The organism is Caulobacter sp. FWC2 (assembly GCF_002742625.1).
Lineage (GTDB): Bacteria > Pseudomonadota > Alphaproteobacteria > Caulobacterales > Caulobacteraceae > Caulobacter.
Genome location: NZ_PEBF01000001.1, coordinates 2791774 through 2814900 on the forward strand (window position 1 = coordinate 2791774; position 23127 = coordinate 2814900).

Below are 23127 nucleotides of genomic sequence, written 5' to 3' on the forward strand. Positions count from 1 at the left end.
GAGGCATTGTTCATCCACCGGCGCGTCACGCCCGTGACTCCGGCGGCTGAGCTTAGGGAGCAGCGACATGATGATCATCCGCCGCCTTCGGCGTCGTCCTGCGCGGCCCAGCGGACCTCGCGCGCCGAGGAGCCGGCGATGAGGACCTATCACTTCGACATCTTGAGCGACGGGGCGGCGGCGACCGAGGTCGCCGAGGCCGCCGATGACGGCGCGGCCGTTCGCCAGGCCCTGCTGCTCCTTTCCGAAATTGTCCGCGACCGGGCGCTCTCCAACGGACGCGCCATCACGGTGGAGCTCGCGGTTCGAGACAGCGAGGGCCGGGCCCTCTGGACCGGCTCGGCCAGCGGCCGCTAGGCCGCCAAGCGGAACCAAGATTTGGCCCGGCCCTTCTTCAAACGACGAGGAGCGAAGATGACCACACGATCCCGTGGCGCGGACACGCCAGCTTCGCCGTCCACAACGCAGCCACCGGCCCGCCTCGCATGAGCCGTCCCCGCGTGCGGCTCACCAGCGCCCAGGCCATGGAAGCGCGGTCGGCCGCGACGCTGCCGACGGAGCCTGGCTGGTGGTACGAGCCCAAGTGGGACGGCTTTCGCTGCCTGGCGTTCCGCCAGGGCCCCGAGGTCGTCCTGCAGGCCAAGTCCGGCAAGTCTTTGACCCGTTACTTTCCAGAAGTGGTCGCGCGTCTGGCCGCCCTGCCGCAAGACAGCTTCGCTCTGGATGGCGAGCTCTTGATCGCCATCGGCGGCCAGACCTCGTTCGAGGCCTTGCAGCTGCGACTGCATCCGGCCCAAAGCCGCATCCAGCGCCTTGCCACGGAAACCCCCGCCAGCCTGACCGCCTTCGACATGCTTCAGGCCGCCGACGGCGAGGACCTGCGCCCGGCCCCGCTCACCCGCCGCCGGGCCGTCCTGGAGGATCTCCTAAGCGGGCTGACCGGTGAGGGCCTCAGCTTGACGCCGGGTGCCGATGACCCGGCCTTGGCCCAGGCCTGGCTTGACGAAGGCAAGCTCGAAGGGATCGTCGCCAAAAGGCTCGACGGACCCTATGTCGAGGGCGAGCGCGCCATGATCAAGGTCAAGCGCCAGCGTACGGCCGACTGTGTCGTCGGCGGCTTTCGCTACGGCAAGGACAGCGGTCTGGTCGCCTCGCTGCTGCTGGGCCTCTATAATGATGACGGCCGCCTGGACCATGTCGGCTTCACGTCGGGCCTGGCGGCGGTCGACCGCGTCGCCTTGACCAAACGGCTGGAAGCCCTGGCCGGCGGCGAGGGCTTTACCGGAGACGCGCCGGGCGGCCCAAGTCGATGGGCGAGCGAACGCTCCAGTCAGTGGACGCCGCTGGACCCCAAGATCGTCGTTGAGGTCTCGTTCGACCACGTCTCGGGCGGGCGCTTTCGCCACGGCACGCGGTTGATCCGGTTTCGGCCCGACAAGGCGCCGCGGCAGTGCCGGCTGGACCAGATCGCCTGAACCGGCCGCCCCGTCAGGCGGGCGTGGCCATCCAGACCTCGATCTCATGCACGGCGCCGGGGCCTTCCGGGTTGAGGCCGAGCGAGACGCGCCAGGCGGCGAGATCCGGGTGGCTTGCGAAAAAGCCCAGGTCGTGGGCGGCGTGCGCGATGAAGGTGGCGTCCGCCTGGCGGGCGGGAATGGCGTGATTGACCGGCACGGTCTCCTGAGCGGGCGCGACACCGGGCTTGAGCCAGACCAGCACGTCCCACAGCGCAAGGTCCGCTTCCCCCGCCTTCATCGTCACCTTGTAGGTCGCCACCTGTGGGTGACGGTCCCAGAACGCCTGGTCATGGGGCCGGGCCCTGACCAGAAGATCGGCGCCCTCCGGCGCGGCGGGCGCGGGGATCGGCGCGGCTTGGGCCGGGTCGGCTGAAACGGTTTCCAGCATCGGGCTTTCCTTATCCAGCGCGCCCAGGACGGGCGTGCCTGTGAAGGCGCGAGGCGACGTCGGCGCGCCTCACGCTCCTCAAACCGCGCTCGCGGGGAAAGGTTTCGCTGATGATCGCCTTGCTTCAAGCACCGGGCCGTCGCGGCGGCGCCCGGCGTGCGCCATGATCGATTGGCTGGCGCTGACGCCGCAAGCGGCCGCGCGGCGGCTGATCGGCGCGACCCTGATGCTCGACGGCGTGGGCGGGCGGGTGGTCGAGACCGAGGCCTACGACGCCGAGGATCCCGCCTCCCATAGTTTCGCCGGACAAACGCCACGGAACGCGGCGATGTTCGGCCCGGTCGGGCGGGCCTATGTCTATCGCGCCTATGGGCTGCATTGGTGCCTGAACCTGGTCTGCGGGTCGCGTCCCGGCGGCGCGGTTCTCTTTCGGGCCCTGGAGCCGCTGACGGGCATCGACCGGATGATCGACCGTCGCGGCCTGACCGATCTTCGGCGCTTGGCGTCTGGGCCGGGCCGGCTCTGCCAGGCGCTAGCGGTCGGGGCCGAGCACAACGGACTTGAGATGACGGCCCCGCCCTTCACCCTCGCGCTGGCTGCGGATCGGGCGCAGATCGCCAGCGGACCCCGCATCGGCATCACCAAGGCGGCGCACCAGCCCTGGCGCTACGGTCTGGCCGGCTCGCCGTTCCTCAGCCGGCCGATCAAGCCTTGAAAGAGACCGGGCGTAAGCGGCGGCGAGCGACGCAATGAACCGACGATATCAAAAGATGACCTCGCAACCCGAGCTTGGCTTTGACGTTGTCCAGCGGGGCGGTCTGTTGCAAGGAAGGGCTCCCCGCCCTTCAACCCTTGTCGGACCGCGCCGCGCCCTATGATCTCGAACGATAGACCGCTCGCGGCTCGCGGGGATGTCGCCGAACGGCTCGCGGCCGGCGATTGGCGGCAAGATCTTCTGGGTCCGACCAGCCAGTGGCCGCACGCCCTGCGCCAGCAGATCGAGGTTCTGCTCAACGCCGCCTTCCCGATGTTCCTGGTCTGGGGTCCAGCGCGGGCCCTGATCTACAATGACGCCTATCGGGCCATCCTGGGAGACAAGCACCCAGGGGCTCTTGGGCGAGGCTTCTGGGACGTCTGGCCCGAGGTGCGCGCGCAGATCGAGCCGGTGATCGAGACCGCCTTCGCCGGCCAGGCCTCGTTCTTCGAGAACCTGCAGGTCGATCTTGATCGCGGCGGGACGCTCGAACCGGCCTGGTTCACCTTCTCCTACAGTCCGATCCCGGCCGACGACCGCATTCCGGGGGTCCTCTGCGTCTGCGTTGAAACCACCACTTTCGCTCTCGAACGCGCCGCGCGCCAGGAGAGCGAGGACACCCTGCTGTTCCTCGACCGGCTGACCCGCGCGACCTCGGCCTTGGCCAGCGCCGACGCGGTCATGGTCCAGACCACGCAACTCCTGGGACAGCAGATGGGGGTGAGCGTCTGCGCCTATGCCGACATGGACGAAGACGAGGACGGCTTCACCATCCGCGGGGACTGGGCCGCGCCTGGCGCGCGCTCGATCGTGGGGCGTTACCGCCTGGCCGATTTCGGGCGACGGGCCGTGGAAAACCTGTCGCGCGGCCTGCCTTTGGTCATCAACGACAACCGCGTCGAGATCGCCCCACACGAGGCCGCCACATTCCAGGCCATCGGCATCGGCGCGACGATCTGCATGCCGCTGGTGCGCGACGGACGGCTGCGCGCCCTGATGGCGGTGCACCACGCTGGAGCGCATGCTTGGACCGATCGCGAGCAGGCGCTGGTGCGTGAAGTCACCGAGCGGTCCTGGGCCTTTGTCGAGCGTGTCGGCGCCGAGGCGGAGGTGCGCCAGGCCGCCGACGAGCTGCGCAGCGTCACCGACGCGGTGCCCCTGCTGATCTCCTATGTGGATCGCGAGCAGCGCTACAGCTTCGTCAACCATGCCTACGAGACCTGGTTTGGCAGGCCGCGCGACCAGATCAACGGCCGGCTGGTCGCCGAGGTCCTGGGTCCGGCCTATGGCGAGGTTCGCCCGCGCCTGGAGGAGGCCCTGGCCGGCGCGCGGGTCAGTTTCGAAAGCCGGATGGCCTATCCCGACCTTGGTCAGCGCGACATCCAAGTTGACTATGTTCCGCGTCGCGATGCGGGCGGCGAGGTCATTGGCGTCTATGCCGTGGTCGCCGACATCACCAAGCGGGTGGAAGCCGAACGCGCCCTGGTGGGCAGTGAGACGCGTTTGCGCCTGGCCACCGAGTTTGCCGAGGTCGGACTTTGGGATGTCGACGAGGTCGGCGGGGAGCTCTTCTGGGACGATCGGGTCCGGGCGATGTTCGGCGTCGCCCCGGGCGCCCCGGTCTCGATGACCACCTTCTATGACGGCCTGCATCCCGACGATCTGGACGCTACGGCCGCGGCCTATGCCGCCGCCGCCGATCCGGCCCGGCGCGCGCTTTACGACGTGGAGTATCGCGCCGTCGGTGTGGAGGACGGGGCGGTGCGCTGGGTGGCGGCCAAGGGGCGAGGCCTCTTCGACGCGGACGGCCGCTGCCTTCGGGTCGTGGGCACCGCCATCGACATCACCGAGCGCCAGCGCCTGGCGCGGCGGCTGCGCGAGGAATCCGAGCGTGTGCAGCTGGCCCTGGACGCCGGCGCGATCATCGGCACCTGGGTGTGGCACATTCCCACCGACACGATCACCGCCGATGAGCGCTTCGCCCATGCCTTTGGCCTGTCGCCCGAGGCGTGTCGGGAAGGCCTGCCGCTGTCGGCCGCGTTCGGCTCGATCCACCCCGACGACGCGCCGCGCGTCGAGGCGGCCATTGCCGCGGCCCTGGCCGGTCCTGGCCCCTATCGGTGCCAATACCGCGTGCGCCAGGCCCAGGGCTACCGCTGGATCGAAGCCAATGGCCGCGTCGAGCGCGGCGATGACGGCGCGCCCTTGCGCTTCCCGGGCGTCCTGCTCGATGTCGAGGCCCGACGCGCGATCGAGGCTCAACGCGACCAGGCCATCGACCTGCTGTCGCGGTTCGTCGAGGCGGCGCCGGGCATCGTCTACGCCAAGGATCGCGCCGGACGGATGACCTTGGCCAATCGCGGCCTTTTCGCGCTCCTGGGCCGCGAGCCCGCGGAGGTGCTTGGCAAGACGACCGCGGAGATCTTCGGCCAGAGCGAAACCGACGGCTTGCTGATGGCCAGCGATGAAGAGGTCATGCGCAGTGGCCAGGCCGACCAGCGCGAGGAGTTCGTCGCCACGGCGGACGGCCAGATCACCTATTGGCAGTCCAACAAGGCCCCGCTCCGCGACGAGGGCGGCCAGATCACCGGCCTGGTCAGCACCTCGGTCGACATCACCGCGCGCAAGCACGCCGAAGAGGCGCGCGACCTGCTGATGCGGGAGGTCGATCACCGGGCTCGCAATTCGCTGGCCGTCATCCAGTCTGTCGTGCGGCTCACCGATGCGGCCGACCCCGCGGCCTTTCGCCAGGCCATCCACGGCCGCATCGAGGCCATGGCCCGGGCCCAGGCGGCCCTGGCCAAGAGCCAGTGGCGGGGCGGGACCATCGGCGAGGTGGTGCGCGATGAGCTTTTGTCGTCGGTGACCGCGGCCTCGCGCGTGCGGCTGTCGGGGGCCGAGATCCCCCTGCCCGCCGACCACGTCCAACCGCTCAGCATGGTTCTCCACGAGCTGGCGACCAACGCCACCAAGTATGGAGCTCTGTCCGTGCGCGAGGGCGTCATCGATATCCGCTGGGCCTCGACCTCCGAAGGCTGGAGCCTGGACTGGCAGGAACGCGGCGGACCGCCGGCCGCCCCGCCGTCGCGCACCGGCTTTGGATCTCGGCTGATGAACAGCCTGGCCCGGCAACTGAATGGCAAGCTCGAGTTCGATTGGGGCGCGGACGGCCTGTCAGTGACCCTGACGAGCGGCCGCCCGAAACCCTAGCCGCCTCGCCCCGCTATGAGGACAGGCCAAAACCCCGCACGAAGCCGGCGACCTCGCCAGCCGGCATTGGTCTGGCGAAATGGTAGCCCTGCACCTGGTCGCAGCCATAGGCGCTGAGCGCGGCCAGCTGGTCGGGCCTCTCGACGCCTTCGGCCACGACCTTCATGCCCATGCTGGCGCCCAGATTGATCACGGCCCGGACGATGGCGTCATCCTCGGCGTTCTGGACAAAGGACTTGTCGATCTTCAGCCGATCGACCGGAAATTGCCGCAGGTTCGCCAAGCTGGCGTAGCCTGTGCCGAAGTCGTCCAGCGCGATGAGCACCCCGGTGGCGTGCAGCGCGCACACCGTCTCGGCCACGACGTCCGCGCCCCAGCCCATATAGACGTTCTCGGTGACTTCAATGGTCAGGCGGTCGGCCGGCACGTTCCAGGCCGCCAGCTTTTCAGCGATATCCTTGGCCAGGCGCCCGGTGCGGAACTGCTCGCTGGAGATGTTGACCGCCACGCGGCCAAACTCGACCCCTTCGTCCATCCAGGCGCGCATCTGGCCAAGCGCGCGCTCGAAGGCGACCTCGCCCAGTTGCAGGGCCAGGTCGGTGTCTTCGAAGGCGGCCATGAAGGCGGCCGGCGGCAAGACGCCTTGCTCGGGATGGCGCCAGCGCATCAGGGCCTCGAAGCCGGCGACCTCGTTGGCCTCCAGGTCGACGACGGGTTGATAGTAGAGGTCGAACTCGCCCTGGGCGATGGCCAGGCGCACCTCGCGCAAGAGCTCAATGCGTTGTTCGACCTGGGTGCGCATCGAGGGCTTGAAGACGACGCAGCGGTTGCGGCCGCCGGACTTGGCCTCGTACAGCGCCACGTCGGCGTTCTTGAGCAGGTGCAATGGGTCGGCGTCGGGATCGTCGTGGATTGCCGCGCCAAGGCTGGCGCTGATCGTGAAGCTGCGGCCGGCGTGCTCGACCGGCTTGCGAAGATGGCTCTGCAGCACTTCGATCGGCCGCAGGAGGTCCTCGGGCCCGTTGAGGCCGCGCAGCACCACGGCGAATTCGTCGCCGCCCAGGCGCGAGACCGTGTCGCCGCGGCGGAAAGCCTTGCCCAGGGTCCTGGCCAGGTTCAGCAGCAGGGCGTCGCCGGCGTCGTGGCCCAGGGTATCGTTGATGTCCTTGAAATGGTCGACGTCGATCATGATCACGCCGAACATCTCGCCGGTGCGTTCAGCCGCCTCGACCGCCGCATCGAAGCTGCGCTGAAACTCCGTGCGATTGGGCAGGCCCGTCAAGGTGTCGCGATAGGCCAGGAACTCGATCTTGGCCGAGGCCGCGATCCGATCGGTGATGTCCTCGTGGGTGGCGACATAGCCGCCATCCTCGATGGGGGTGTGGGAGATGCGGATGGTGCGTCCGTCGGCCAGCGCCAGTTCGCCGATGATCGACTGGCCCGGCTGGGCCTCGGCGCTGCGCGCCAGATACTCGCTCACGCCGGAGATCGGACCCTGGCCCGAGGAGAACCCGTGCTCAAGAATGGCTTCGCGCGACGTGCCCGGCGCGGTGAGCGCTGGCGTTAGTCGGTACATGGCCGTGAATGCTGGATTGCACAGGATCAGCCGCGCGTCTGCGTCCACCATGCAAAGCCCATGGGGCATGTTGTTCAAGGCCGCGGAGAGCAGGTGGATCTGCCCCGCCAGCCGCGCGCGCTCGGACTCGCCGGGGCGTCCGTGCGGGTGATGGCGATCGAGGGTGACAACGTTGGAAGACGACATGGGCGCGATCTCGGTTCAGACCTGGAGTTTGCTCGGCGATGGCTAACAACTCGTCGCCAACGGGACGTGACCTTCGGCCGCAGAGACTTCGCGCCCCCACTGGACAAGATTTCACAAGAGCGCCGACGCTCGGTCTGCGCGCTTGCGAGAACATGTCGGATGGGCGACTTAAGTTCGGCGTTGCAGAACTTGACCGTCCTGGTCCACTCCTCTGGCTTCACTGAAGAGAGACGCCCATGGCTCAGGCCCTAGCCCCCGCCGCAAATCCGGTGGACCTGCATGTCGGGTCGCGCGTTCGCATGCGCCGGAAAATTCTCGGGGTCAGCCAACAGCAGCTGGCCGACAGCCTGGGCCTGACCTTCCAACAGGTGCAAAAATACGAGCGCGGCGCCAACCGGATCAGCGCCAGCAAGCTCTACGCTGTAGCCACGGCTCTTCAGACGCCGGTGTCATACTTTTTCGAAGGCCTGGCCGACCCCCAGACTGGCGCGCCGGACGGCGCCGGCGACGCATCAGCGCTAGCGGTGCAGTCCTTCCTCAACACGCCCGAGGGGCTGGAACTCGCTGCGCTTTTTGCGCGCCTGGGTCGCGGCGCGGTTCGGCGCCAAGTGCTCCACCTGGTTCGCGCCGTCGCCTTGAACGACGACTAAAAGGTCGCCGCGATCGGCGCGGGAGGCGGACGCGACCAAGGCCTTCCCCGCGACAATTTGGCCGCGCCTCCAGGTCGCCTTACCCCTTTGAACTGGGTGAGAAGTTCCTATCTAAGACCCTGACAAAACAAGGGAGTTTAGGGTCGATGGCCGGCGGTTGGACACATGACGGGGGCGTTCTGGATCAGATCGAGGACACCGTCACCGACGGCGTCCTCAATGCGCGCGCCCGCCTCCCGGCGGGTGAAAGCCTGCTGTTCTGCGTCGCGTGCGGCGAAGACATTCCCGAGGCCCGGCGCCGCGCCCTGCCCGGCTGTCGAACCTGCATCGAATGCCAAGCTGGACGCGATAAAGAGGTCGTCTTCAGCAGCATCAATCGCCGCGGCAGCAAGGACAGCCAGCTGCGCTGACCGGTGTTCCTCAGGGGCCGGGACGGGCCTGCCGCCTTCAAGACGCGCGGCGATACCTGGACTCTGGCCCGGCGCCTTGGCCTTGGGTCCCTTCTTTGCGTTGTATCCTAACCCTTCAAGGATCAGTCCGCCGCCATGACCCGTGAACGCCTCGCCGCCGCCAGGTCGCTGATCGCCATCGACCTCGTCGGTGAGCCTACCTATCTCCAGACCCTTCCGGCCACGATGCATTTGGGCGTCGGCCAGGGTGGCCGTGTCCTCGTCTGGCTGGGCGATGACGCGGGCGATGAACCTCTGCTCGATCCGGTCCGGCCCGATCGACCGCCGGAGGTCGAGCTTCACGGTGAAGGCGCGCTGCCCCGGGCGGTGCTGAACCATCCGCGGGCGCAGCACGTGGAGACGTTCTTCGATGGCTTGGGCGACCCCGAGGCCGCGCCCTTGGGCTGGTGGCATGCGCGCGTTTGGCTGAGGGCTGCATAGCGCCTGGTCGAGCGCGCTTTTCAGCGGCTTGCGCCATCGCTAGCGTCAGGAACCATCGCAGGAGCCTTCAATGTGTTGGTGTGGACGGCCTCTCATCCCAACGGTTTGATGGCGCTTAGCGTCAACAAGCCAGTCGAGAGGAGAGCAACATGGTTACACCAGTGCGTATCGGCATGGACACGGCTAAGTCCGTGTTCCAGCTCCACGGAGTGGATGAGAACGAGATTGTAGTTCTGCGGCGCCAGCTCCGGCGCGCCGACATGATCCGCTACTTCGAAAAGCTTCCGCCGGCCCTTGTCGCCATCGAGTCCTGCGGCAGTTCCCACCATTGGGCGCGGCTCCTGGAGTCATTCGGCCACGAGGTGAAGCTGATCCCGCCGCAGTACGTGAAGCCGTACGTTAAGCGCGGGAAGAACGACGCGGCCGACGCCGAAGCGCTCTGCGAGGCCGTCACCAGGCCGACGATGCGCTTCGTGCCTGTAAAGTCCAAGGAGCGTCAGGCGGCCTGCATGTTGATGACCGTGCGCGAACGCCTGGTCATGGTGAAGTCGCAGCTCAGCAACGCTTTCCGGAGCTATGCGGCGGAGTTTGGGATCGTGGGCCCGTCCGGCCGGCAGAACGTCAACGGTCTGATCGCGCGTGTCCTCGAAGATGACACGCTGCCGGAACTGGCCCGCGAGCTGTTCCACTTCCAGGCCAAGGAGTACGCCGCAGTCGAGGCGCGCCTGGCGGAGATCGACGCGAAGCTAATGAAGTGGCACCGCGCTGACGAGCTGAGCCGGCGCATCGCCACCATTCCCGGCGTCGGTCCTATTGGCTCGACGATGCTGAGCATGAAAGCGCCGCCGGCGGAGACCTTCGGCTCCGGGCGCGACTTCGCGGCCTGGCTTGGTCTCACGCCGCGAGACCATTCGACGGGCGGTCGATCAAGGCTCGGCGGGATCACCAAGGCCGGAGATCCATCGATCCGGTCAACGCTGATCGTCGGGGCCACAGCGCTGCTGCGCCATGTGCGCCTCGGGCATACAAAGCCATCGCCATGGCTGGCCAAGCTCATGGAGCGGAAGCCGCCCAAGCTGGTCGCGGTAGCGATGGCCAACAAGTTCGCCAGGATCGCTTGGCGGCTGATGGTGTCGGGCGGAGTATACACCCGACCCGCAGCGCTGAACCCGACCTGATCTGAGACCGGCGCCCGGAAGCCAACGAGGCTGCACCCGGACCGCCCAGGAGACTTGCACGAACGAATAGATGGAAATGACCGATCGGTCGGTACGCGCGACATTCCGAAGATTGCACTGGCACCCAGATGTCGCCAATGTGTTTGGAGCGCGAGTAGCGAACACCATCTTGGCCAGCGAGGTTTCCTCGCGCAAAATAGGCCGGACATCTGATAGCAAGCGATTAGGTCAGACAGTCTATGCGTTCACTGCAAGCGGGGGGCCGTCCACATCTGCAACCTCTACGCCCTGATGAAGGCGCGCGCCGAAGTCGCCGCCTTGGCGCGGGCGATGACCGATCTCAACAACAACCAGCCGCCCATGCCCGGGATTTATCCGGACTATGCCGCGCCGATCATCGTCAATGGCGACGATGGGCGCAGGATGATGCGCGATGCGCGCTGGGGCATGCCGTCTTCGAAGGAAGCCCTGTTCGCAGCCGCGACCAAGAGGGCCGACAAGCTCCGCGCCAAGGGCGCAGAGTTCGACTTCGCCGAACTGCTGAAGATGGAGCCCGACAAGGGCACCACCAATGTGCGCAACACGGTCAGCTTGAAGACCGGCAGGATCAATACCCACTGGAAGGCCTGGCTGGGTCCGGAAAACCGCTGCCTCGTCCCCTTCACGTCGTTCGCCGAACCCGACCAGGACCATGAGAAGACCCGCAAGAACATCTGGTTCGCCCTCGATGAGAGCCGTCCCGTCGCCTTCTTCGCCGGCCTCTGGACGCCGCACGCCTGCGTCAGAATGATCAGCAAGGGTTGGGAGGATGTCGTCGCCTATGGCTTCCTGACCACGGACTCCGCCGAGCCGGTCAGAACCTACCATTCACAGGCCATGCCGGTGATCCTGACCGAACCGGAGGAATGGGATCTGTGGATGAGCGACGCGCCATGGAGCGAGGTCGCCAGGCTTCAGCGTCCGCTTCCGGAACGCCTGAAGATCGTCGCGGTCGGCGGCAAGAGCGACGAGATCATTCCAGCCTGATCGGCTCAGCGGTCCGGCGGCGTCCAGGACCAGACGCCATCGTAGAGGTGCGGAAAGACGGCCACGTCCTTGGAACCGCAGCCCTCCTCGCCGGTGCAGGACAGGCGCGCGGCGATATCGGCGATCTTGACGTCGACCCGACGCTCGAACTTCTGGACCAAGTCCTCCGGCGTCCATTCGATCAGCCGTGGGCACGCGCGACAGCAGATCGCCAGCGAGTAGCCCTTGGTGAGGTAGGTCCGGACCGTGTCGGCGCCGACCTGGCCAAGGTGGAACCGGCGGATTAGCGCGTCGGGCGGGCGCTTGAGGGTCGAGGGTGGCTTCGGCGCCAAGGGCGATCTCCGGATCAACAGCGCAGATATCAGATCGCCCGAGGGCGTCACAGCCTGTAGCAAATCGGCCAGGCGTCCGGCTTGGGCAAGCCCGCGTCAGTGCCCTCCTTCGACCCAGGGCACGCCGGCGTCACGGAAAGCCTGGGCCAAGGCCGCCTCCAGGTCGAGCGACTCCCACGGGCGCATGGGGTTCAAATGTTGCGTCAGGGCCGGCGCCAACCGCACGCCAAAGCGCTTGGCCGCGCCGCTGGCCTTGTAGCCTGCCTTGTGCTGGTCGAAGCGCAGGTGCGGATCCCGCGAGGTCTGGCCGACATAGAGGCCCCAGGGGTCGGTGCGGCGCGGGTCGTGCAGGATGACGACGTAGACAGAGTGCTTGGCGCCCTTGGCGCGGTGGGTTGTCGCCTTGAAGCCGCGCGCGGCGCGTTCGGCTCTCGGCCACCAGGCGGGAAGGCTGGACTGGACCATCCTCCGAGCCTAGGTCGTGGGGTCTTTCAAGCCTAGTCGTCGTCGGGTGATCCGAACAGGCGCACCACCAGGATCGCGTCCGGGTCGCCGTCGTCAGCCATTTCCAGGGTCTGAGGGCTGGTTGTCTCGGCGACGAAGATGTCGAGATGGGCCTCATGGACCTCGGTCCAGTTCAGCATCTCGCCCGGCATGACGACCCGCATATCCGGATCGAACCGTCGCAGCTGCGCGATCAGCTCGCCGACCGTGAGGGCGCCATAGGGGTCGCGTCGGGCGGCGATGGCGTCCTGTCGCCGCTGCAGATAGGCCCAGGCGCGACGCAGGGCGACGAGCGGTTTGCGCCGCCAGCGCTGGGGGCGTGGGTCAGACAGCTTGAGCCCTGGCATAGATGGACGGCTCCATTGGCGCGAAGGCGAAACAGCCGGCGTCGGAGCAGCCGCGTCCTCCCTCTTGGTGACCAAGGCGCGAGGACGGCGCGCGGTTCCTCGCGCTCATCGTTCTTGGATAGCCCCAACCGGCCCAACCGGCCCAACCGGCCCAGCTTACGTCAACCCCGGTCGCCGCCAAAAAATTCCGATTCCCCTCAAAGCCTTGGCGCGCCTGCATCTTGGCCTTGGCGTGCGCCTGCGCCGCACCCAGGCCCCGTTGACTCTCGCTGATCGACGAGAACAAAGATGGAACATATCCATTTTAGCAGCATGACCCCTTCAAGCCCCTCACCCCCGCCCCCTGTCGCGCTCGACGCGCTTCGCCGCCAGGTTCACGCCCTCGAGGTCGAAGGCCGTGCGACGCGCGCGGTGTTGCCGTTTGGCGTCGCCCAGATCGATGAGCGGTTGCCCGGTGGCGGCTTGCTGCTCGGCGGGCTGCACGAGGTGGCCGGCGGCGCGGATGGCGCGCTGCACGGCGCGGCCGCGGCGCGCTTCGCCGCCGGGATCCTGGCCCGCGCCGACGGCGATGTCCTGTGGTGCCTTCGCCAGCGCGACCTTTTCGCCCCGTCCCTGGCCCAGGTCGGCCTGCCGCCCGAGCGGGTGATCTTCGCCGAGGCCGGCGACGAGGCCGGCGTCCTGGCCTCGATGGAGGAAGGCCTGCGTCACCCGGGCCTGGCCGGGGTGGTCGGCGAGGTCGCCAAGCTGTCGATGACCGCCTCGCGCCGCCTGCAGCTGGCGGCCGAGAAAAGCGGCGCGATGTGCATCGCCATCCGAAGATGGAGACGGGTGGCGGACGCGGCCGATCTTGGCCAGCCGACCGCGGCCCTGACCCGATGGCGGGTGTCGGCCCTACCCTCCTCACCGTTGCCTGTTCCCGGCGTGGGCCGTCCCCGCTGGTTTCTCGAACTTCTCCGCTGCCGCGCCGGCGACGCCTTCGACATCGAGCTGGAAGCCTGTGACGCCAAGGGTCATCTCCGTATTCCTGCCCCGCTGGCCCACCGACCGGTTGGCCCGGATGCAGGCCAGAACGCCCCCGGCTGGGACCGCACCGCCGCCTGACGTCCCTATCGTCATGGTCGGACGGGTCGGCCGGCGCCGGGCGATCGCGCATATGAACCTGGCCGCCGCCCGCACGGGTCTGCGCCTTGGCCAGGCGGTCGCCCACGCCACGGCCCTGGTCCCGGGCCTGGTGCTGCGCGATCTCGACGCGGCCGGCGACCAGGCCGCGCTCGAGCGGTTGGCCCTGTGGGCCCAGCGGCTCTACTCGCCCACGGTCGCGGCCGACCCGCCCGATGGCCTGGTCATCGACGCCAGCGGCTGCGCGCATCTGTTCGGCGGCGAGGAGGCGATGCTGATCGACATCCGCCAGCGCCTGGCCAAGGTCGGTTTGGCCGCGCAGGTCGCCATCGCCGACAGTTGGGGCGGCGCCCACGCCCTGGCCCGCTACGGCCGCCGGGCGATCTTCATGGCCGCGCCCGGCGCGACCGGCCGTGACCTGCGCGACCTGCCGGTGGCGGCGCTGCGGCTGCCGGGTCCGCTGGTCCAGGTCCTCGCCAAGCTTGGCTTCGACACCATCGGCGAGCTGGAGGCCACGCCCAAGGGGCCGCTGGCCCATCGCCTGGGCCTGGAGCCCATCCGCCGGCTCGACCAGGCCTTCGGCCGCGAGCGCGAGGCGCTCGAGCCGGTGTTCGCGCCCCAGACCCTGCGCACGGCCAGGGTGTTCGCCGAGCCGATCGGCGCGCCCGAGACCCTGGCGCGGTATCTGGGCGCGCTGACCCTGGAGCTTTGCGCCCTGCTGGAGGCCGCCAGCCTGGGCGCAAGGTCGCTCGACGCCTTCTTCTTCCGGGTCGACAACCGCATCGAGACCGCGCGGATCGGCCTGGCCGTCCCGGCCCGCGACGCCAAGCGCCTGACCCGGCTGCTCTGCGAGAAGCTTCAAACCGTCGATCCGGGCTTTGGCGTCGACAGGATGGTGCTGGCCGCGCCGGGGGCCGAGCCCCTGGCCTATCGCCAGGACGAGGTGGCGTTAGGCCCCAAGGCCGGCCCCGGACACGACGCCGACCACGCCGGCCTGATCGATATCCTCTCCAACCGCCTGGGGCCCGAGCACGTCTATCGCCTGACCAGCGCCGACAGCGACCTGCCCGAACGCAGCGTGCGCAAGGCGCCGGCCCTGGCTCGGCCGCCGGCCTTCTCCTGGCCGGCCGATTGGCCAAGGCCCACCCGCTTTCTGCCGCGTCCCGAACCGATCGAGACCCTGGCCTTGCTGCCCGATCAGCCCCCGGCCTCGTTCACCTGGCGCGGGGTGCGCCGGCGCGTGCGGTGCGCCGACGGCCCCGAGCGCGTGTTTGGAGAATGGTGGAAGGCCGACGCGGAGCTGGCGCGCAGCAGAGACTATTTCCAGGTCGAGGACGAGGCCGGAGAGCGCTACTGGATCTATCGCGACGGCGACGGCGAGGATCCGGCCAGCGGCACGCAGCGCTGGTTCATGGCCGGGGTGTTTGGATGAACAATCCCGCGCAAGGCCTTGAAGACCTGGGCGATTACGTCGAGCTGCAGTGCGCCTCGCACTTCTCCCTGCTGCGCGGCGCCTCTTCGCCGGGCGAGCTCTTCGACGAGGCCCAGCGCCTGGGCTACCGGGCCTTGGCGCTCTGCGACCGCAACAGCCTGGCGGGCTTGGTGCGCGCCCACATCGCCGCCAAGGCCACCGGCGTGCGGCTGATCGTCGGCTGCGAACTGGTGCTGCGCGAGGGCATGACGGTCCTGGTCTATCCCACCGACCGGCCCGCCTATGGCCGGCTGTGCCGGCTGCTGTCCTTGGGCAAGAGCCGGGCCGGCAAGGGCGCGTGCGACATCGACCTTTCCGACCTGGCCGCCCATGCCCAGGGCCTGATCGCCATCCTGGTCCCCGACCGGCCCGACGCGGCCTGCGCCGTCCAGCTCAAGAAACTCAAGGCCGTCTTCGGCCCGGAGGCCCATGTCGCCCTGACTCTGCACCGACGGCCTGGCGACGCCCTTCGGCTGCATGAGCTGGAGGCGCTGGCCCGCGCGGCGGGCGTGACGCCGGTGGTGACCAACCGGGTGCTCTTCCACGACAAGGACCGGCGCCTGCTGCAGGACGTCGTCACCTGCATCCGGGAGAACACCACCATCGACGATGTCGGCTTCAAGCGCGACCGTCACGCCGACCGTCATCTGAAGGCCCCGCGCGAGATGCTGCGGCTCTTCCCGCGCCACCCCGCGGCCCTCGCCGCGTCGGCGGCGATCGCGGCGCGATGCCTCTTTTCGCTCGACGAACTGACCTACCAGTATCCCCGCGAGGTCGCCGAGCCCGGCCAGACTCCCCAAGAGACCTTGGCGCGCCTGACCTGGGCCGGCGCGGCCCGCCGTTTTCCCGAGGGGGTGACGCCGGAGGTCAAGGCGATCCTCGATCATGAGCTGAAGCTGATCGGGACCTTGGGCTATGCGCCCTATTTCCTGACCGTCAACGCCATCGTCGCCTATGCCCGCAGCCAGGACATCCTCTGCCAGGGCCGCGGCTCGGCCGCCAATTCGGCGGTCTGCTACGTGCTGGGGATCACCTCCATCGACCCCGAGCGCAATGATCTGCTGTTCGAGCGCTTCGTCAGCCAGGAGCGCGACGAGCCGCCCGACATCGATGTCGACTTCGAGCACGGTCGGCGCGAGACCGTCATGCAGTGGGTGTTCGAGACCTACGGCCGTCACCGCAGCGCCCTGGTCGCCGTCGTCCAGCGCTTTCGGCCGCGCGGGGCGGTGCGCGACGTGGGCAAGGTGCTGGGCCTGCCCGAGGACATGACCAAGGGCCTGTCCAGCCAGATCTGGAGCTTCAGCCGCGAGAAGATCGAGGAAAAGCACGCCCGCGACCTCGGCCTGGACCTGTCGGATCGCCGGCTGCGCCTGACCCTGACGCTGGCCCAGCAGCTGCTCAACACGCCGCGACACTTTTCCCAACACCCGGGAGGCTTCGTCCTGACGCACGACCGGCTCGACGAGCTCGTGCCGATCGAGCCGGCGCGGATGGAGGGCCGCCAGATCATCGAATGGGACAAGGACGACATCGACGCGCTGAAGTTCATGAAGGTCGACTGCCTGGCGCTGGGCATGCTCACCTGCCTGAAGCGCGGCCTTGATTTACTGAAGGATCACAAGGGCGTGGCGCTGGATCTTGCCACCATTCCGCCGGAGGACCCGCGCACCTATGCGATGATCCGCAAGGCCGACACCCTGGGGGTCTTCCAGATCGAGAGCCGGGCCCAGATGGCCATGCTGCCCCGGCTCAAGCCTCGCTCGTTCTACGACCTGGTCATCGAGGTGGCGATCGTGCGACCCGGCCCGATCCAAGGCGACATGGTCCATCCCTATCTGCGTCGGCGCGAAGGCAAGGAAAAGGTCTCCTATCCCAAGCCGGAGCTCGAGAAGGTGCTGGGCAAGACCTTGGGGGTGCCGCTCTTCCAGGAGCAGGCCATGCGGGTGGCGATCGAGTGCGCCGGTTTCACGCCGGGCGAGGCCGACCAGCTGCGCCGGGCCATGGCGACCTTCAAGTTCACCGGCGGGGTCAGCCACTTCAGGACCAAGCTGGTTGGCGGCATGGTCGAGCGCGGCTACCCGCAGGACTTCGCCGAGCAGACCTTCTCCCAGCTGGAGGGCTTTGGCTCCTATGGCTTCCCCGAAAGCCACGCCGCCAGCTTCGCACTGCTGGCCTACGCCTCCTCCTGGCTCAAATGCCATCATCCCGAGGTCTTTTGCGCGGCCCTGCTCAACAGCCAGCCGATGGGTTTCTACCAGCCCGCCCAGATCGTCCGCGACGCGCTCGAGCACGGGGTCGAGGTGCGCCCGATCTGCGTCAACGCCTCGCGCTGGGACTGCACGTTGGAGGAAAAATCCGATGGCGTCCTGGCTGTGCGCCTGGGGCTGCGCATGGCCGGCAAGCTGGCGGAGGCGGACGCGGCCCGCCTGGTCCTGGCCCGCGCCGAAGACCCGTACCGCTCGGTCGACGACGTCTGGCGCCGCGCCCAGATCGGGACCGGCGCCCTGTCGCGCCTGGCCGAGGCCGACGCCTTCCAGCCCAGCCTGAAGCTGGGGCGGCGCGAGGCGGCCTGGGCCATCAAGGGTCTGCGCGACGTCGCCCTGCCGCTGTTCGACCAGCCGGGCGCGGCGGAACTGAACGAGGCCGCGCCGGCCCTCAAGGCCATGACCGAGGGTCGCCAGATCGTCGAGGACTACAGCCATGTGGGCTTGAGCCTGCGCCGCCATCCTTTGGCCCTGCTGCGCGAGGACCTGGCGGGTCTCGGCCGCGTCCCTTGCCAGGTCGCCACCGGCGCGCGCGACAGCCGTCACGTCAAGACCGCGGGCCTGGTTTTGGTGCGACAGACGCCGGGCACCGCCAAGGGGGTGATGTTCATGACCATCGAGGACGAGACGGGCGTATCGAACCTGGTGATCTGGAAATCCCTCTACGAGAAGCAGCGGCGCATCGCCCTGGGCGCCCACCTTATCGGCGTGGATGGACGCATCCAGCGCGAGGGCGATGTCGTTCACCTGGTGGCCTACAAGCTTCATGACCTTTCGGGCCTGATGGCGACCCTGCAGGATCGCGGCGCCGACGCCGGCGATCTGTCCTGGGCTCGCCGCAGCCGCAACTTCTGTTGAGCCGATGAGCGACCAGCCTAGCCTCTTTAAGCTTACCGACGCGCCGCGCGCCGCGCCGCCGCGCGGGCTGCCGGACGGCCTGGTCTACCAGCCGGACCTCGTCGGCGCCGAGGACGAGAGGGCCCTCGTCGCCGCGGTCGCCGACCTGCCGCTCAAGCCGTTCCAGTTCCAGGGCTATGACGGTCATCGCCGCGTGGTCTCGTTCGGCTGGGCCTACGACTTTGCCCGCCAGGTCCTGGAGCCGGCCGAGCCGATGCCGGCGTTCCTCCGGCCGCTACGCGACAGGGTGGCGGCCCTGGCCGGGCGCGATCCGGAGGATTTCCAGCAGGCCTTGGCGATCGAATATGCCCCGGGCGCGGGGATCGGCTGGCATCGCGACCGGCCGCAGTTCGACATCGTGGCCGGCGTCTCGCTGCTGTCCAGCTGCCCTTTCCGGTTCCGGCGGCGAACCGGTGAGCGCTGGGAGCGCGCGACGCTTCGGCCCGCGCCGCGCTCGGCCTATGTCCTGACCGGGCCCGCGCGCACCGCGTGGGAGCACTCGATCCCGCCCGTGGAGGCGCTGCGTTATTCGTTGACCTTCCGCACCTTTCGGACGCGTCCCGGCGCGGCCTAGTCGCCGGGCTTTTTCTCGGCCGCCCAGGCCGATGGCCCGTCGGGGACGATGCGGGCGTCCTGGAACGGGGCTTGCGGGGTTTGGATCGGCCGCAAGGTCGACTCGCAGGCATTGGCGTCCGACGGCGGCTCGACCGGGGCCGGGATGGTGTGGACGACCTTGGCGATCTGGTCGGGATCGTCGACGAAAGCGTCATGGCCAGGGATCGGTCCGCGGGCCACGACGACGGGCTCGGCGCTCGCCGCGGGAGCGGGCGCGGGCGCCCTCGGCTCGGCCACCTTGTGGACGCCGCCCAGGCCGTCGGCGGTTTGGGGATCCTTGCCCGTGCTCATGATCGCGCTCCTTGGCTTGATGGCTGGAAGACCAACGCACGGCCGCCCGGACCGTTTCTGTCCAGCTTCAGGGCTCCCGCTCAGGCCAAGGGGTCCGCCGCGTCTCCCAGGTCCAGGGAGACCAGGTAGGCCTCGATCAGCGGCGCGGCCATGGCCTCGAACTTGCCCGACAGGACCTTGGGGATGCGGGCCGCCGCGCCGCCGAGGCTTCGGGTCAGGGCCCCGCCGGTCAGGCCGACGATCAGCTCCAGTTGGGCGGCCGCGTCGCGGGACGCGCCGCTGGACCCCAGCGCGGCGACCCGCGCGCCTGGCGGGATCACGAAGCGAAAGACCACCACCGGCCGGGTGGCGGCGGCATAGGCCTGGAGGCGCTCGCGCCGTTGGGCGATGTCGTCCAGATCGACGATCTGGGCGTCAAGGCGCGCCTCGGCCTCGTCCTGGGCCAGGGGCGTTTGGGCGGCCAGGGCCGCGAAAATCGGGGGCATGGATATCATATGGGAAGCCCCCGCCGCCCTGCCAGGGGGGCGCCGGACCGCGATGGGCCATCCTAGAAAAGCGTTCGCTGATCGGGCTCGGCTGCCGGCCCGGTGACCGGGACGCCCGTGAAACGGTCGCGGATGGCGGTATTGAAGTACTCGCCCTTGGCGAAGGCCAGGCGCAGGCCTTGGGCGATGTCGGCGGGCACGTCCTGGTAGGCGTAGACGCGCCCGCTGACGAAGGTGAGGGTCAGGACCTGGCCTTCGGGGTCGTAGGCAAAGGCCTTGATGACCGTAGAGGGCATGGCCGCGCCTTAGGTCTGGCGATCGCCCTTGTCGCCCTGGCCCTTGCCGGCGTCGTGCTTGGCGTGCTGGCGCTGGTCGGCGGCCAGGGACTTGCCGACATCGACCTGCTCGGAGAACTGGCCCTTGTCGTCACGGCGCGCGAAGCGCTTGTCGCCGGGGTTGGGTTCGATCAGTTCGCGTTTGGACATGGTGGTCTCCTCCTGTTGCAAAGCGAATCCGCGACTCAGGCGATCGGTTCCCGCAGCGTGACTGGAACGGGGGGCGGCCGGGTTCGTTACCCGGCCAGGAGGCGCCCCATGGCCAACCCGCCCTATGATACGCCAAGCCAGGTCCAGCCGATCGACGGCGAGGTCGTCGTCATCGGCCCCGGCGCGACGGGACTGTCGGTCACGCCCGAGGCGGCCCGCCAGACGGCCGCGCGGCTGACACGGGCCGCCGAGCAGGCCGACGACGGCCACGTCGAGCAGATCGATCCCGACGACGCCGAAGCCCTCGCCCGCTGGGCCGAGCGCCTGGGCGCGTCGGTCCAGGCGGTGCGCAATGCTGTCCTGGCGGTTGGCGGCGATAGTGAAGCCGTGGCGCTGCGGCTAGGGTCGGCGCGCGGCGCGGCCGACTGACCGCGCGTGAAGATCGCCACGCTCAACATCAACAACGTCAATGCCCGGCTAGGGCCGCTGACCGCTTGGCTCGAGGCCGAGGCGCCCGATGTGGTCTGCCTGCAAGAGCTCAAGGCCGACCAGGGTGCATTTCCGCAAGAACCGCTCGCGGCGCTGGGCTATGAGGCCGTCTGGCGCGGCCAGCGCACCTGGAACGGCGTGGCGATCCTGGCGCGGGGGATGACGCCGATCGTCACCCGAACCGCCCTGCCCGGCGACCCCGACAAGACCCAGGCGCGCTACATCGAGGCGGCGGTGAACGGCGTGTTGATCGGCTGCCTCTACTTGCCCAACGGCAATCCGCATCCGGGACCCAAGTTCGACTACAAGCTGGCCTGGTTCGAGCGCTTCAACGCCCATGCCGCCACCCTGCTCGCCTCGGGCGCGCCAGTCGTCCTGGCCGGCGACTATAATGTCGTGCCGACCGAGGCCGATCTCTATCCAAACCATTCCTACGGCGACAACGCCCTGCTCGCCCCGCAAAGCCGGGCGGCCTTCCAGCGGCTGCTGGACCAGGGCTGGACCGACGCCCTGCGCGCCGTCCATCCGGAGGGGCCGCTATGGACCTTCTGGTCGTATCTGCGCCACCGCTGGCCCAATGACAAAGGCCTGCGGATCGACCACCTGCTGTTGAGCCCGGAGCCTCGCGGCCAACTCATCGACGCCGGGGTCGATCGCTGGGTGCGGGGCCTGGAGGGCGCCAGCGACCACGCGCCGGCCTGGATCGTGCTCGATCGATGAGCGGGTCGGCGACCAAGGCGGGGCCGCCGACGACGCCCGACGGTCGCTACATTGTCGTGCGCGGCCGGCTCTGGCGCGCCGCCAATCCGCATTTGTCGCAAGCCGCCCGCCGAGCCCTTGTTGATCAATTGATGAGCGCGCGCCGCGCCGTGCGCGAGGCCCGCATGAGCGCCGACCCCGAGCGCGTGGCGCGAGCGCGCGAGCAGGTGCAGGCCGCCAAGGTCGGGCTGGGCGAGCGGGGTCCGGTGTGGTGGGACGACAGCGCGCCCGATCTCAACCGCCACCTGGCCCGGACCACGTCCTATGCCGATTGGTGGGCCAAGTTCGACGCCGGCTAGCGCGGCCATGAGCGGCGCCTTACCATGAGCCCCATGCCCGCTCGTTCCCGCCCCACCGCCCGCCTGTTGACCCCCGCTGGATGGCTGGGCGTCCTGGCCGTGGCCGCGCTCGCCGTCGCGGCGATCGTCTGGGCGCTGTCGGCCTTGCCCCGGGTTTAAAGGCGTAGACGCTCTCACGGGCTCGCCTTCCGGGGCGCGGCGTCAGGTCAGGCGCGCCAAAAGACATGGACCTTGTCGTGGGCGGTCTCGACCGTAAACAGCTCGCCGTTCAGCCGCGCGTCGCGGGCCATGGCCTCATAGTCGATATAGAGCCGCAGGCTTTCGGGTATGACCGTGGTCTCCTCGGTCAGCTCTTGGAGGCACTCGGCCAGGCTGGCGAAGGCGCCATGGTACTGCTCGTCCAGAGCCCTGCCAGCCGCCTCAAGGTCGCCGCCGACCTCGGCCAGCACCAAGGCGCCGAGCGCGCCGCGCGCCCGCAGGAAGGCGGCGATCTCGACGACCGTCGCGATGCTGGCGTATTCAGCGATCTCCACACCGCCAAAGCCCTCATGGTCGTGAATGGCGAATTCCTCGGCCATAGGCTCGGGCGAGGCCTTCAGCATCGCCCGGATCGCGGCCCAAACCGCGTCTTCCTCCTCGACTTCGATCCAGGCCCCATGCAGCACGCCGCTGTTGTAGGCGGCCAGGCACGCCACATAGATGCGGGGCGCAAGATCATCGGCAGCTTGTCCCATCGTCTTATCCTCAAGGCAGGGTTCGAGTCCTCGAACCCTTGCCCGTCGGCGAGACCGGGGGTGCAAGCGGCGTGGCCGGCTTCGCGGGGACCCGGCTGCAGGCCGGCCGCAGGACGGCCGAAGCTGGGCGGAAGCCGGTCCGAAGCGCGCCGGGGGCGGAGCCCCAAGCTGGCCGGGCGCGGAGCGCCCGAAGGAGAGTTGGCCGGCGATAGGGCCTGGCGGGCTTTGCTGGCCGCCGCGCGATCCGTCACCGCCGGGGCAATCGCCGCCGACGCGTCGCGAACCGAGCAGGCCCGACAGGTCCAACAGGCCGGCGCGCTATGGGCGGTCGACGCGTCTTGAACGCCAGGACCTGGCCCAACCGATCAAGGCCTTGTCTCAGGGTCCAGGCCCGCCTCCGCTGACCGAGATAGACGCAGATCAGGATGAGCAGCACCGCAAGCTTCAGACCCAGGAAGACAAGGGTCCTGGAATCGAGCGTGTCGGCGCCATTCATCGCGCGGCCACCAGTTTGGCGAAGGACAAGGTCGGGCTCCGCAGATCACGCGGCTAGCGTTCGCCTAGAGCCGCTGTTCCGTCCAACAGGACCGATCGCCGGCCGCCTGACGCGTGGCGACCGGTTTTCGCCGTCCAGGGCCATCAATTGATAGCGGCGCGCGCC

General features: G+C 68.9%; 27 protein-coding genes. 17 read left to right on the top strand and 10 right to left on the bottom strand.

Annotation, left to right across the window (positions count from 1 at the left end; all coding sequences use genetic code 11):
* Positions 1-138: 138 nt before the first annotated feature.
* A complete protein-coding gene (locus tag CSW62_RS13385; protein WP_099578542.1) occupies positions 139-357 on the top strand; it encodes a hypothetical protein in 219 nt (72 codons plus the stop codon).
* A 128-nt stretch (positions 358-485) separates the two neighbouring features.
* The gene (locus CSW62_RS13390; protein ID WP_099578544.1) at positions 486-1475 is read left to right on the top strand and encodes an ATP-dependent DNA ligase; all 990 of its coding nucleotides are present in this window, start codon (positions 486-488) and stop codon (positions 1473-1475) included.
* Positions 1476-1488: 13 nt separating this feature from the next.
* Here the strand turns inward: CSW62_RS13390 and CSW62_RS13395 are convergent, their stop codons facing one another.
* On the bottom strand, positions 1489-1905 hold the full coding sequence (locus tag CSW62_RS13395; RefSeq protein WP_099578546.1) for a hypothetical protein: 417 nt from the start codon (positions 1903-1905) through the stop codon (positions 1489-1491).
* A 163-nt stretch (positions 1906-2068) separates the two neighbouring features.
* On the opposite strand from CSW62_RS13395, the gene CSW62_RS13400 reads away from it, so the two are divergent.
* Positions 2069-2620 carry a DNA-3-methyladenine glycosylase gene (locus CSW62_RS13400; protein ID WP_099578548.1) on the top strand — a complete coding sequence of 184 codons (552 nt, stop codon included), beginning with the start codon at positions 2069-2071 and terminating at the stop codon, positions 2618-2620.
* 159 nt (positions 2621-2779) lie between these two features.
* Positions 2780-5869, top strand: coding sequence for a PAS domain-containing protein (locus CSW62_RS13405; RefSeq protein WP_099578550.1), 3090 nt, complete (start codon positions 2780-2782; stop codon positions 5867-5869).
* A gap of 13 nt (positions 5870-5882) precedes the next feature.
* On the opposite strand, the gene CSW62_RS13410 is transcribed toward CSW62_RS13405, so the two are convergent.
* Complete coding sequence (locus CSW62_RS13410) at positions 5883-7631, bottom strand: bifunctional diguanylate cyclase/phosphodiesterase (RefSeq protein ID WP_099578552.1); 1749 nt, start codon at positions 7629-7631, stop codon at positions 5883-5885.
* A 236-nt stretch (positions 7632-7867) separates the two neighbouring features.
* Between CSW62_RS13410 and CSW62_RS13415 the strand changes: the two genes are divergently transcribed.
* The 5 genes from CSW62_RS13415 (at position 7868) to CSW62_RS13435 (ending at position 11375) form a co-directional block, all read left to right on the top strand.
* The gene (locus CSW62_RS13415) at positions 7868-8281 is read left to right on the top strand and encodes a helix-turn-helix domain-containing protein (protein WP_099578554.1); all 414 of its coding nucleotides are present in this window, start codon (positions 7868-7870) and stop codon (positions 8279-8281) included.
* Between the two features lie 146 nt (positions 8282-8427).
* On the top strand, positions 8428-8691 hold the full coding sequence (locus tag CSW62_RS13420) for a DksA/TraR family C4-type zinc finger protein (RefSeq protein ID WP_099578556.1): 264 nt from the start codon (positions 8428-8430) through the stop codon (positions 8689-8691).
* 135 nt (positions 8692-8826) lie between these two features.
* Complete coding sequence (locus CSW62_RS13425) at positions 8827-9171, top strand: hypothetical protein (protein ID WP_099578558.1); 345 nt, start codon at positions 8827-8829, stop codon at positions 9169-9171.
* A gap of 149 nt (positions 9172-9320) precedes the next feature.
* Positions 9321-10349 carry an IS110 family transposase gene (locus CSW62_RS13430; RefSeq protein WP_099578560.1) on the top strand — a complete coding sequence of 343 codons (1029 nt, stop codon included), beginning with the start codon at positions 9321-9323 and terminating at the stop codon, positions 10347-10349.
* 270 nt (positions 10350-10619) lie between these two features.
* The gene (locus CSW62_RS13435; RefSeq protein WP_099578562.1) at positions 10620-11375 is read left to right on the top strand and encodes an SOS response-associated peptidase family protein; all 756 of its coding nucleotides are present in this window, start codon (positions 10620-10622) and stop codon (positions 11373-11375) included.
* Between the two features lie 5 nt (positions 11376-11380).
* Here the strand turns inward: CSW62_RS13435 and CSW62_RS13440 are convergent, their stop codons facing one another.
* From CSW62_RS13440 to CSW62_RS13450, 3 genes are all read right to left on the bottom strand, one after another.
* The gene (locus tag CSW62_RS13440) at positions 11381-11707 is read right to left on the bottom strand and encodes a hypothetical protein (protein ID WP_099578564.1); all 327 of its coding nucleotides are present in this window, start codon (positions 11705-11707) and stop codon (positions 11381-11383) included.
* A 96-nt stretch (positions 11708-11803) separates the two neighbouring features.
* A complete protein-coding gene (locus CSW62_RS13445) occupies positions 11804-12172 on the bottom strand; it encodes a hypothetical protein (protein ID WP_099578566.1) in 369 nt (122 codons plus the stop codon).
* Positions 12173-12204: 32 nt separating this feature from the next.
* Positions 12205-12558 carry a hypothetical protein gene (locus CSW62_RS13450; RefSeq protein ID WP_099578568.1) on the bottom strand — a complete coding sequence of 118 codons (354 nt, stop codon included), beginning with the start codon at positions 12556-12558 and terminating at the stop codon, positions 12205-12207.
* 312 nt (positions 12559-12870) lie between these two features.
* Here CSW62_RS13450 and CSW62_RS13455 point away from each other — a divergent pair, with 312 nt between their 5' ends.
* The 4 genes from CSW62_RS13455 to CSW62_RS13470 are packed head-to-tail and all read left to right on the top strand — an operon-like array spanning position 12871 to position 18883.
* On the top strand, positions 12871-13659 hold the full coding sequence (locus tag CSW62_RS13455) for an ImuA family protein (RefSeq protein ID WP_099578570.1): 789 nt from the start codon (positions 12871-12873) through the stop codon (positions 13657-13659).
* Between the two features lie 13 nt (positions 13660-13672).
* On the top strand, positions 13673-15109 hold the full coding sequence (locus CSW62_RS13460; RefSeq protein WP_369827471.1) for a DUF6504 family protein: 1437 nt from the start codon (positions 13673-13675) through the stop codon (positions 15107-15109).
* Positions 15106-18270, top strand: a complete 3165-nt coding sequence (locus CSW62_RS13465; RefSeq protein ID WP_099578574.1) for an error-prone DNA polymerase — start codon at positions 15106-15108, stop codon at positions 18268-18270. The genes CSW62_RS13460 and CSW62_RS13465 overlap by 4 nt, the downstream gene beginning before the upstream one ends.
* A 4-nt stretch (positions 18271-18274) precedes the next feature.
* Positions 18275-18883, top strand: coding sequence for an alpha-ketoglutarate-dependent dioxygenase AlkB (locus tag CSW62_RS13470; protein ID WP_099578576.1), 609 nt, complete (start codon positions 18275-18277; stop codon positions 18881-18883).
* Here CSW62_RS13470 and CSW62_RS13475 read toward each other — a convergent pair.
* The 4 genes from CSW62_RS13475 to CSW62_RS13490 all read right to left on the bottom strand — a co-directional run bounded on the left by CSW62_RS13475 (position 18880) and on the right by CSW62_RS13490 (position 20185).
* Positions 18880-19215: a hypothetical protein gene (locus CSW62_RS13475; RefSeq protein ID WP_099578577.1), complete on the bottom strand. Its 336-nt coding sequence runs from the start codon at positions 19213-19215 to the stop codon at positions 18880-18882. The genes CSW62_RS13470 and CSW62_RS13475 overlap by 4 nt on opposite strands.
* Before the next feature lie 80 nt (positions 19216-19295).
* Positions 19296-19700: a hypothetical protein gene (locus CSW62_RS13480; RefSeq protein WP_099578579.1), complete on the bottom strand. Its 405-nt coding sequence runs from the start codon at positions 19698-19700 to the stop codon at positions 19296-19298.
* 62 nt (positions 19701-19762) lie between these two features.
* On the bottom strand, positions 19763-19996 hold the full coding sequence (locus tag CSW62_RS13485; protein ID WP_099578581.1) for a KTSC domain-containing protein: 234 nt from the start codon (positions 19994-19996) through the stop codon (positions 19763-19765).
* A 9-nt stretch (positions 19997-20005) separates the two neighbouring features.
* The gene (locus tag CSW62_RS13490) at positions 20006-20185 is read right to left on the bottom strand and encodes a hypothetical protein (protein WP_099578583.1); all 180 of its coding nucleotides are present in this window, start codon (positions 20183-20185) and stop codon (positions 20006-20008) included.
* A gap of 108 nt (positions 20186-20293) precedes the next feature.
* On the opposite strand from CSW62_RS13490, the gene CSW62_RS13495 reads away from it, so the two are divergent.
* Genes CSW62_RS13495 through CSW62_RS27250 form a run of 4 tightly spaced genes read left to right on the top strand, consistent with a single transcriptional unit; the run spans position 20294 to position 21891 of the window.
* Complete coding sequence (locus CSW62_RS13495) at positions 20294-20614, top strand: DUF3606 domain-containing protein (protein WP_099578585.1); 321 nt, start codon at positions 20294-20296, stop codon at positions 20612-20614.
* Between the two features lie 6 nt (positions 20615-20620).
* Complete coding sequence (locus CSW62_RS13500; RefSeq protein ID WP_099578587.1) at positions 20621-21394, top strand: exodeoxyribonuclease III; 774 nt, start codon at positions 20621-20623, stop codon at positions 21392-21394.
* Positions 21391-21732 (top strand): hypothetical protein, encoded by a 342-nt coding sequence (locus tag CSW62_RS13505; RefSeq protein ID WP_099578589.1) that lies wholly within the window; start codon positions 21391-21393, stop codon positions 21730-21732. Before CSW62_RS13500 ends, CSW62_RS13505 begins: the two co-directional genes overlap by 4 nt.
* Positions 21733-21765: 33 nt before the next feature.
* On the top strand, positions 21766-21891 hold the full coding sequence (locus CSW62_RS27250) for a hypothetical protein (RefSeq protein ID WP_255408351.1): 126 nt from the start codon (positions 21766-21768) through the stop codon (positions 21889-21891).
* 47 nt (positions 21892-21938) lie between these two features.
* On the opposite strand, the gene CSW62_RS13510 is transcribed toward CSW62_RS27250, so the two are convergent.
* The gene (locus CSW62_RS13510; RefSeq protein ID WP_099578591.1) at positions 21939-22466 is read right to left on the bottom strand and encodes an antirestriction protein ArdA; all 528 of its coding nucleotides are present in this window, start codon (positions 22464-22466) and stop codon (positions 21939-21941) included.
* Positions 22467-23127 lie beyond the last annotated feature (661 nt).

Excerpts from the sequence above, each read along its gene's own strand:
- CSW62_RS13385 (WP_099578542.1), top strand. The coding sequence starts at position 139 with ATGAGGACCTATCACTTCGACATCTTGAGCGACGGGGCGGCGGCGACC.
- CSW62_RS13390 (WP_099578544.1), top strand. The coding sequence starts at position 486 with ATGAGCCGTCCCCGCGTGCGGCTCACCAGCGCCCAGGCCATGGAAGCG.
- CSW62_RS13395 (WP_099578546.1), bottom strand. The coding sequence starts at position 1,905 with ATGCTGGAAACCGTTTCAGCCGACCCGGCCCAAGCCGCGCCGATCCCC.
- CSW62_RS13400 (WP_099578548.1), top strand. The coding sequence starts at position 2,069 with ATGATCGATTGGCTGGCGCTGACGCCGCAAGCGGCCGCGCGGCGGCTG.
- CSW62_RS13405 (WP_099578550.1), top strand. The coding sequence starts at position 2,780 with ATGATCTCGAACGATAGACCGCTCGCGGCTCGCGGGGATGTCGCCGAA.
- CSW62_RS13410 (WP_099578552.1), bottom strand. The coding sequence starts at position 7,631 with ATGTCGTCTTCCAACGTTGTCACCCTCGATCGCCATCACCCGCACGGA.
- CSW62_RS13415 (WP_099578554.1), top strand. The coding sequence starts at position 7,868 with ATGGCTCAGGCCCTAGCCCCCGCCGCAAATCCGGTGGACCTGCATGTC.
- CSW62_RS13420 (WP_099578556.1), top strand. The coding sequence starts at position 8,428 with ATGGCCGGCGGTTGGACACATGACGGGGGCGTTCTGGATCAGATCGAG.
- CSW62_RS13425 (WP_099578558.1), top strand. The coding sequence starts at position 8,827 with ATGACCCGTGAACGCCTCGCCGCCGCCAGGTCGCTGATCGCCATCGAC.
- CSW62_RS13430 (WP_099578560.1), top strand. The coding sequence starts at position 9,321 with ATGGTTACACCAGTGCGTATCGGCATGGACACGGCTAAGTCCGTGTTC.
- CSW62_RS13445 (WP_099578566.1), bottom strand. The coding sequence starts at position 12,172 with ATGGTCCAGTCCAGCCTTCCCGCCTGGTGGCCGAGAGCCGAACGCGCC.
- CSW62_RS13450 (WP_099578568.1), bottom strand. The coding sequence starts at position 12,558 with ATGCCAGGGCTCAAGCTGTCTGACCCACGCCCCCAGCGCTGGCGGCGC.
- CSW62_RS13455 (WP_099578570.1), top strand. The coding sequence starts at position 12,871 with ATGACCCCTTCAAGCCCCTCACCCCCGCCCCCTGTCGCGCTCGACGCG.
- CSW62_RS13460 (WP_369827471.1), top strand. The coding sequence starts at position 13,673 with ATGGTCGGACGGGTCGGCCGGCGCCGGGCGATCGCGCATATGAACCTG.
- CSW62_RS13465 (WP_099578574.1), top strand. The coding sequence starts at position 15,106 with ATGAACAATCCCGCGCAAGGCCTTGAAGACCTGGGCGATTACGTCGAG.
- CSW62_RS13470 (WP_099578576.1), top strand. The coding sequence starts at position 18,275 with ATGAGCGACCAGCCTAGCCTCTTTAAGCTTACCGACGCGCCGCGCGCC.
- CSW62_RS13475 (WP_099578577.1), bottom strand. The coding sequence starts at position 19,215 with ATGAGCACGGGCAAGGATCCCCAAACCGCCGACGGCCTGGGCGGCGTC.
- CSW62_RS13480 (WP_099578579.1), bottom strand. The coding sequence starts at position 19,700 with ATGCCCCCGATTTTCGCGGCCCTGGCCGCCCAAACGCCCCTGGCCCAG.
- CSW62_RS13485 (WP_099578581.1), bottom strand. The coding sequence starts at position 19,996 with ATGCCCTCTACGGTCATCAAGGCCTTTGCCTACGACCCCGAAGGCCAG.
- CSW62_RS13490 (WP_099578583.1), bottom strand. The coding sequence starts at position 20,185 with ATGTCCAAACGCGAACTGATCGAACCCAACCCCGGCGACAAGCGCTTC.
- CSW62_RS13495 (WP_099578585.1), top strand. The coding sequence starts at position 20,294 with ATGGCCAACCCGCCCTATGATACGCCAAGCCAGGTCCAGCCGATCGAC.
- CSW62_RS13505 (WP_099578589.1), top strand. The coding sequence starts at position 21,391 with ATGAGCGGGTCGGCGACCAAGGCGGGGCCGCCGACGACGCCCGACGGT.
- CSW62_RS27250 (WP_255408351.1), top strand. The coding sequence starts at position 21,766 with ATGCCCGCTCGTTCCCGCCCCACCGCCCGCCTGTTGACCCCCGCTGGA.
- CSW62_RS13510 (WP_099578591.1), bottom strand. The coding sequence starts at position 22,466 with ATGGGACAAGCTGCCGATGATCTTGCGCCCCGCATCTATGTGGCGTGC.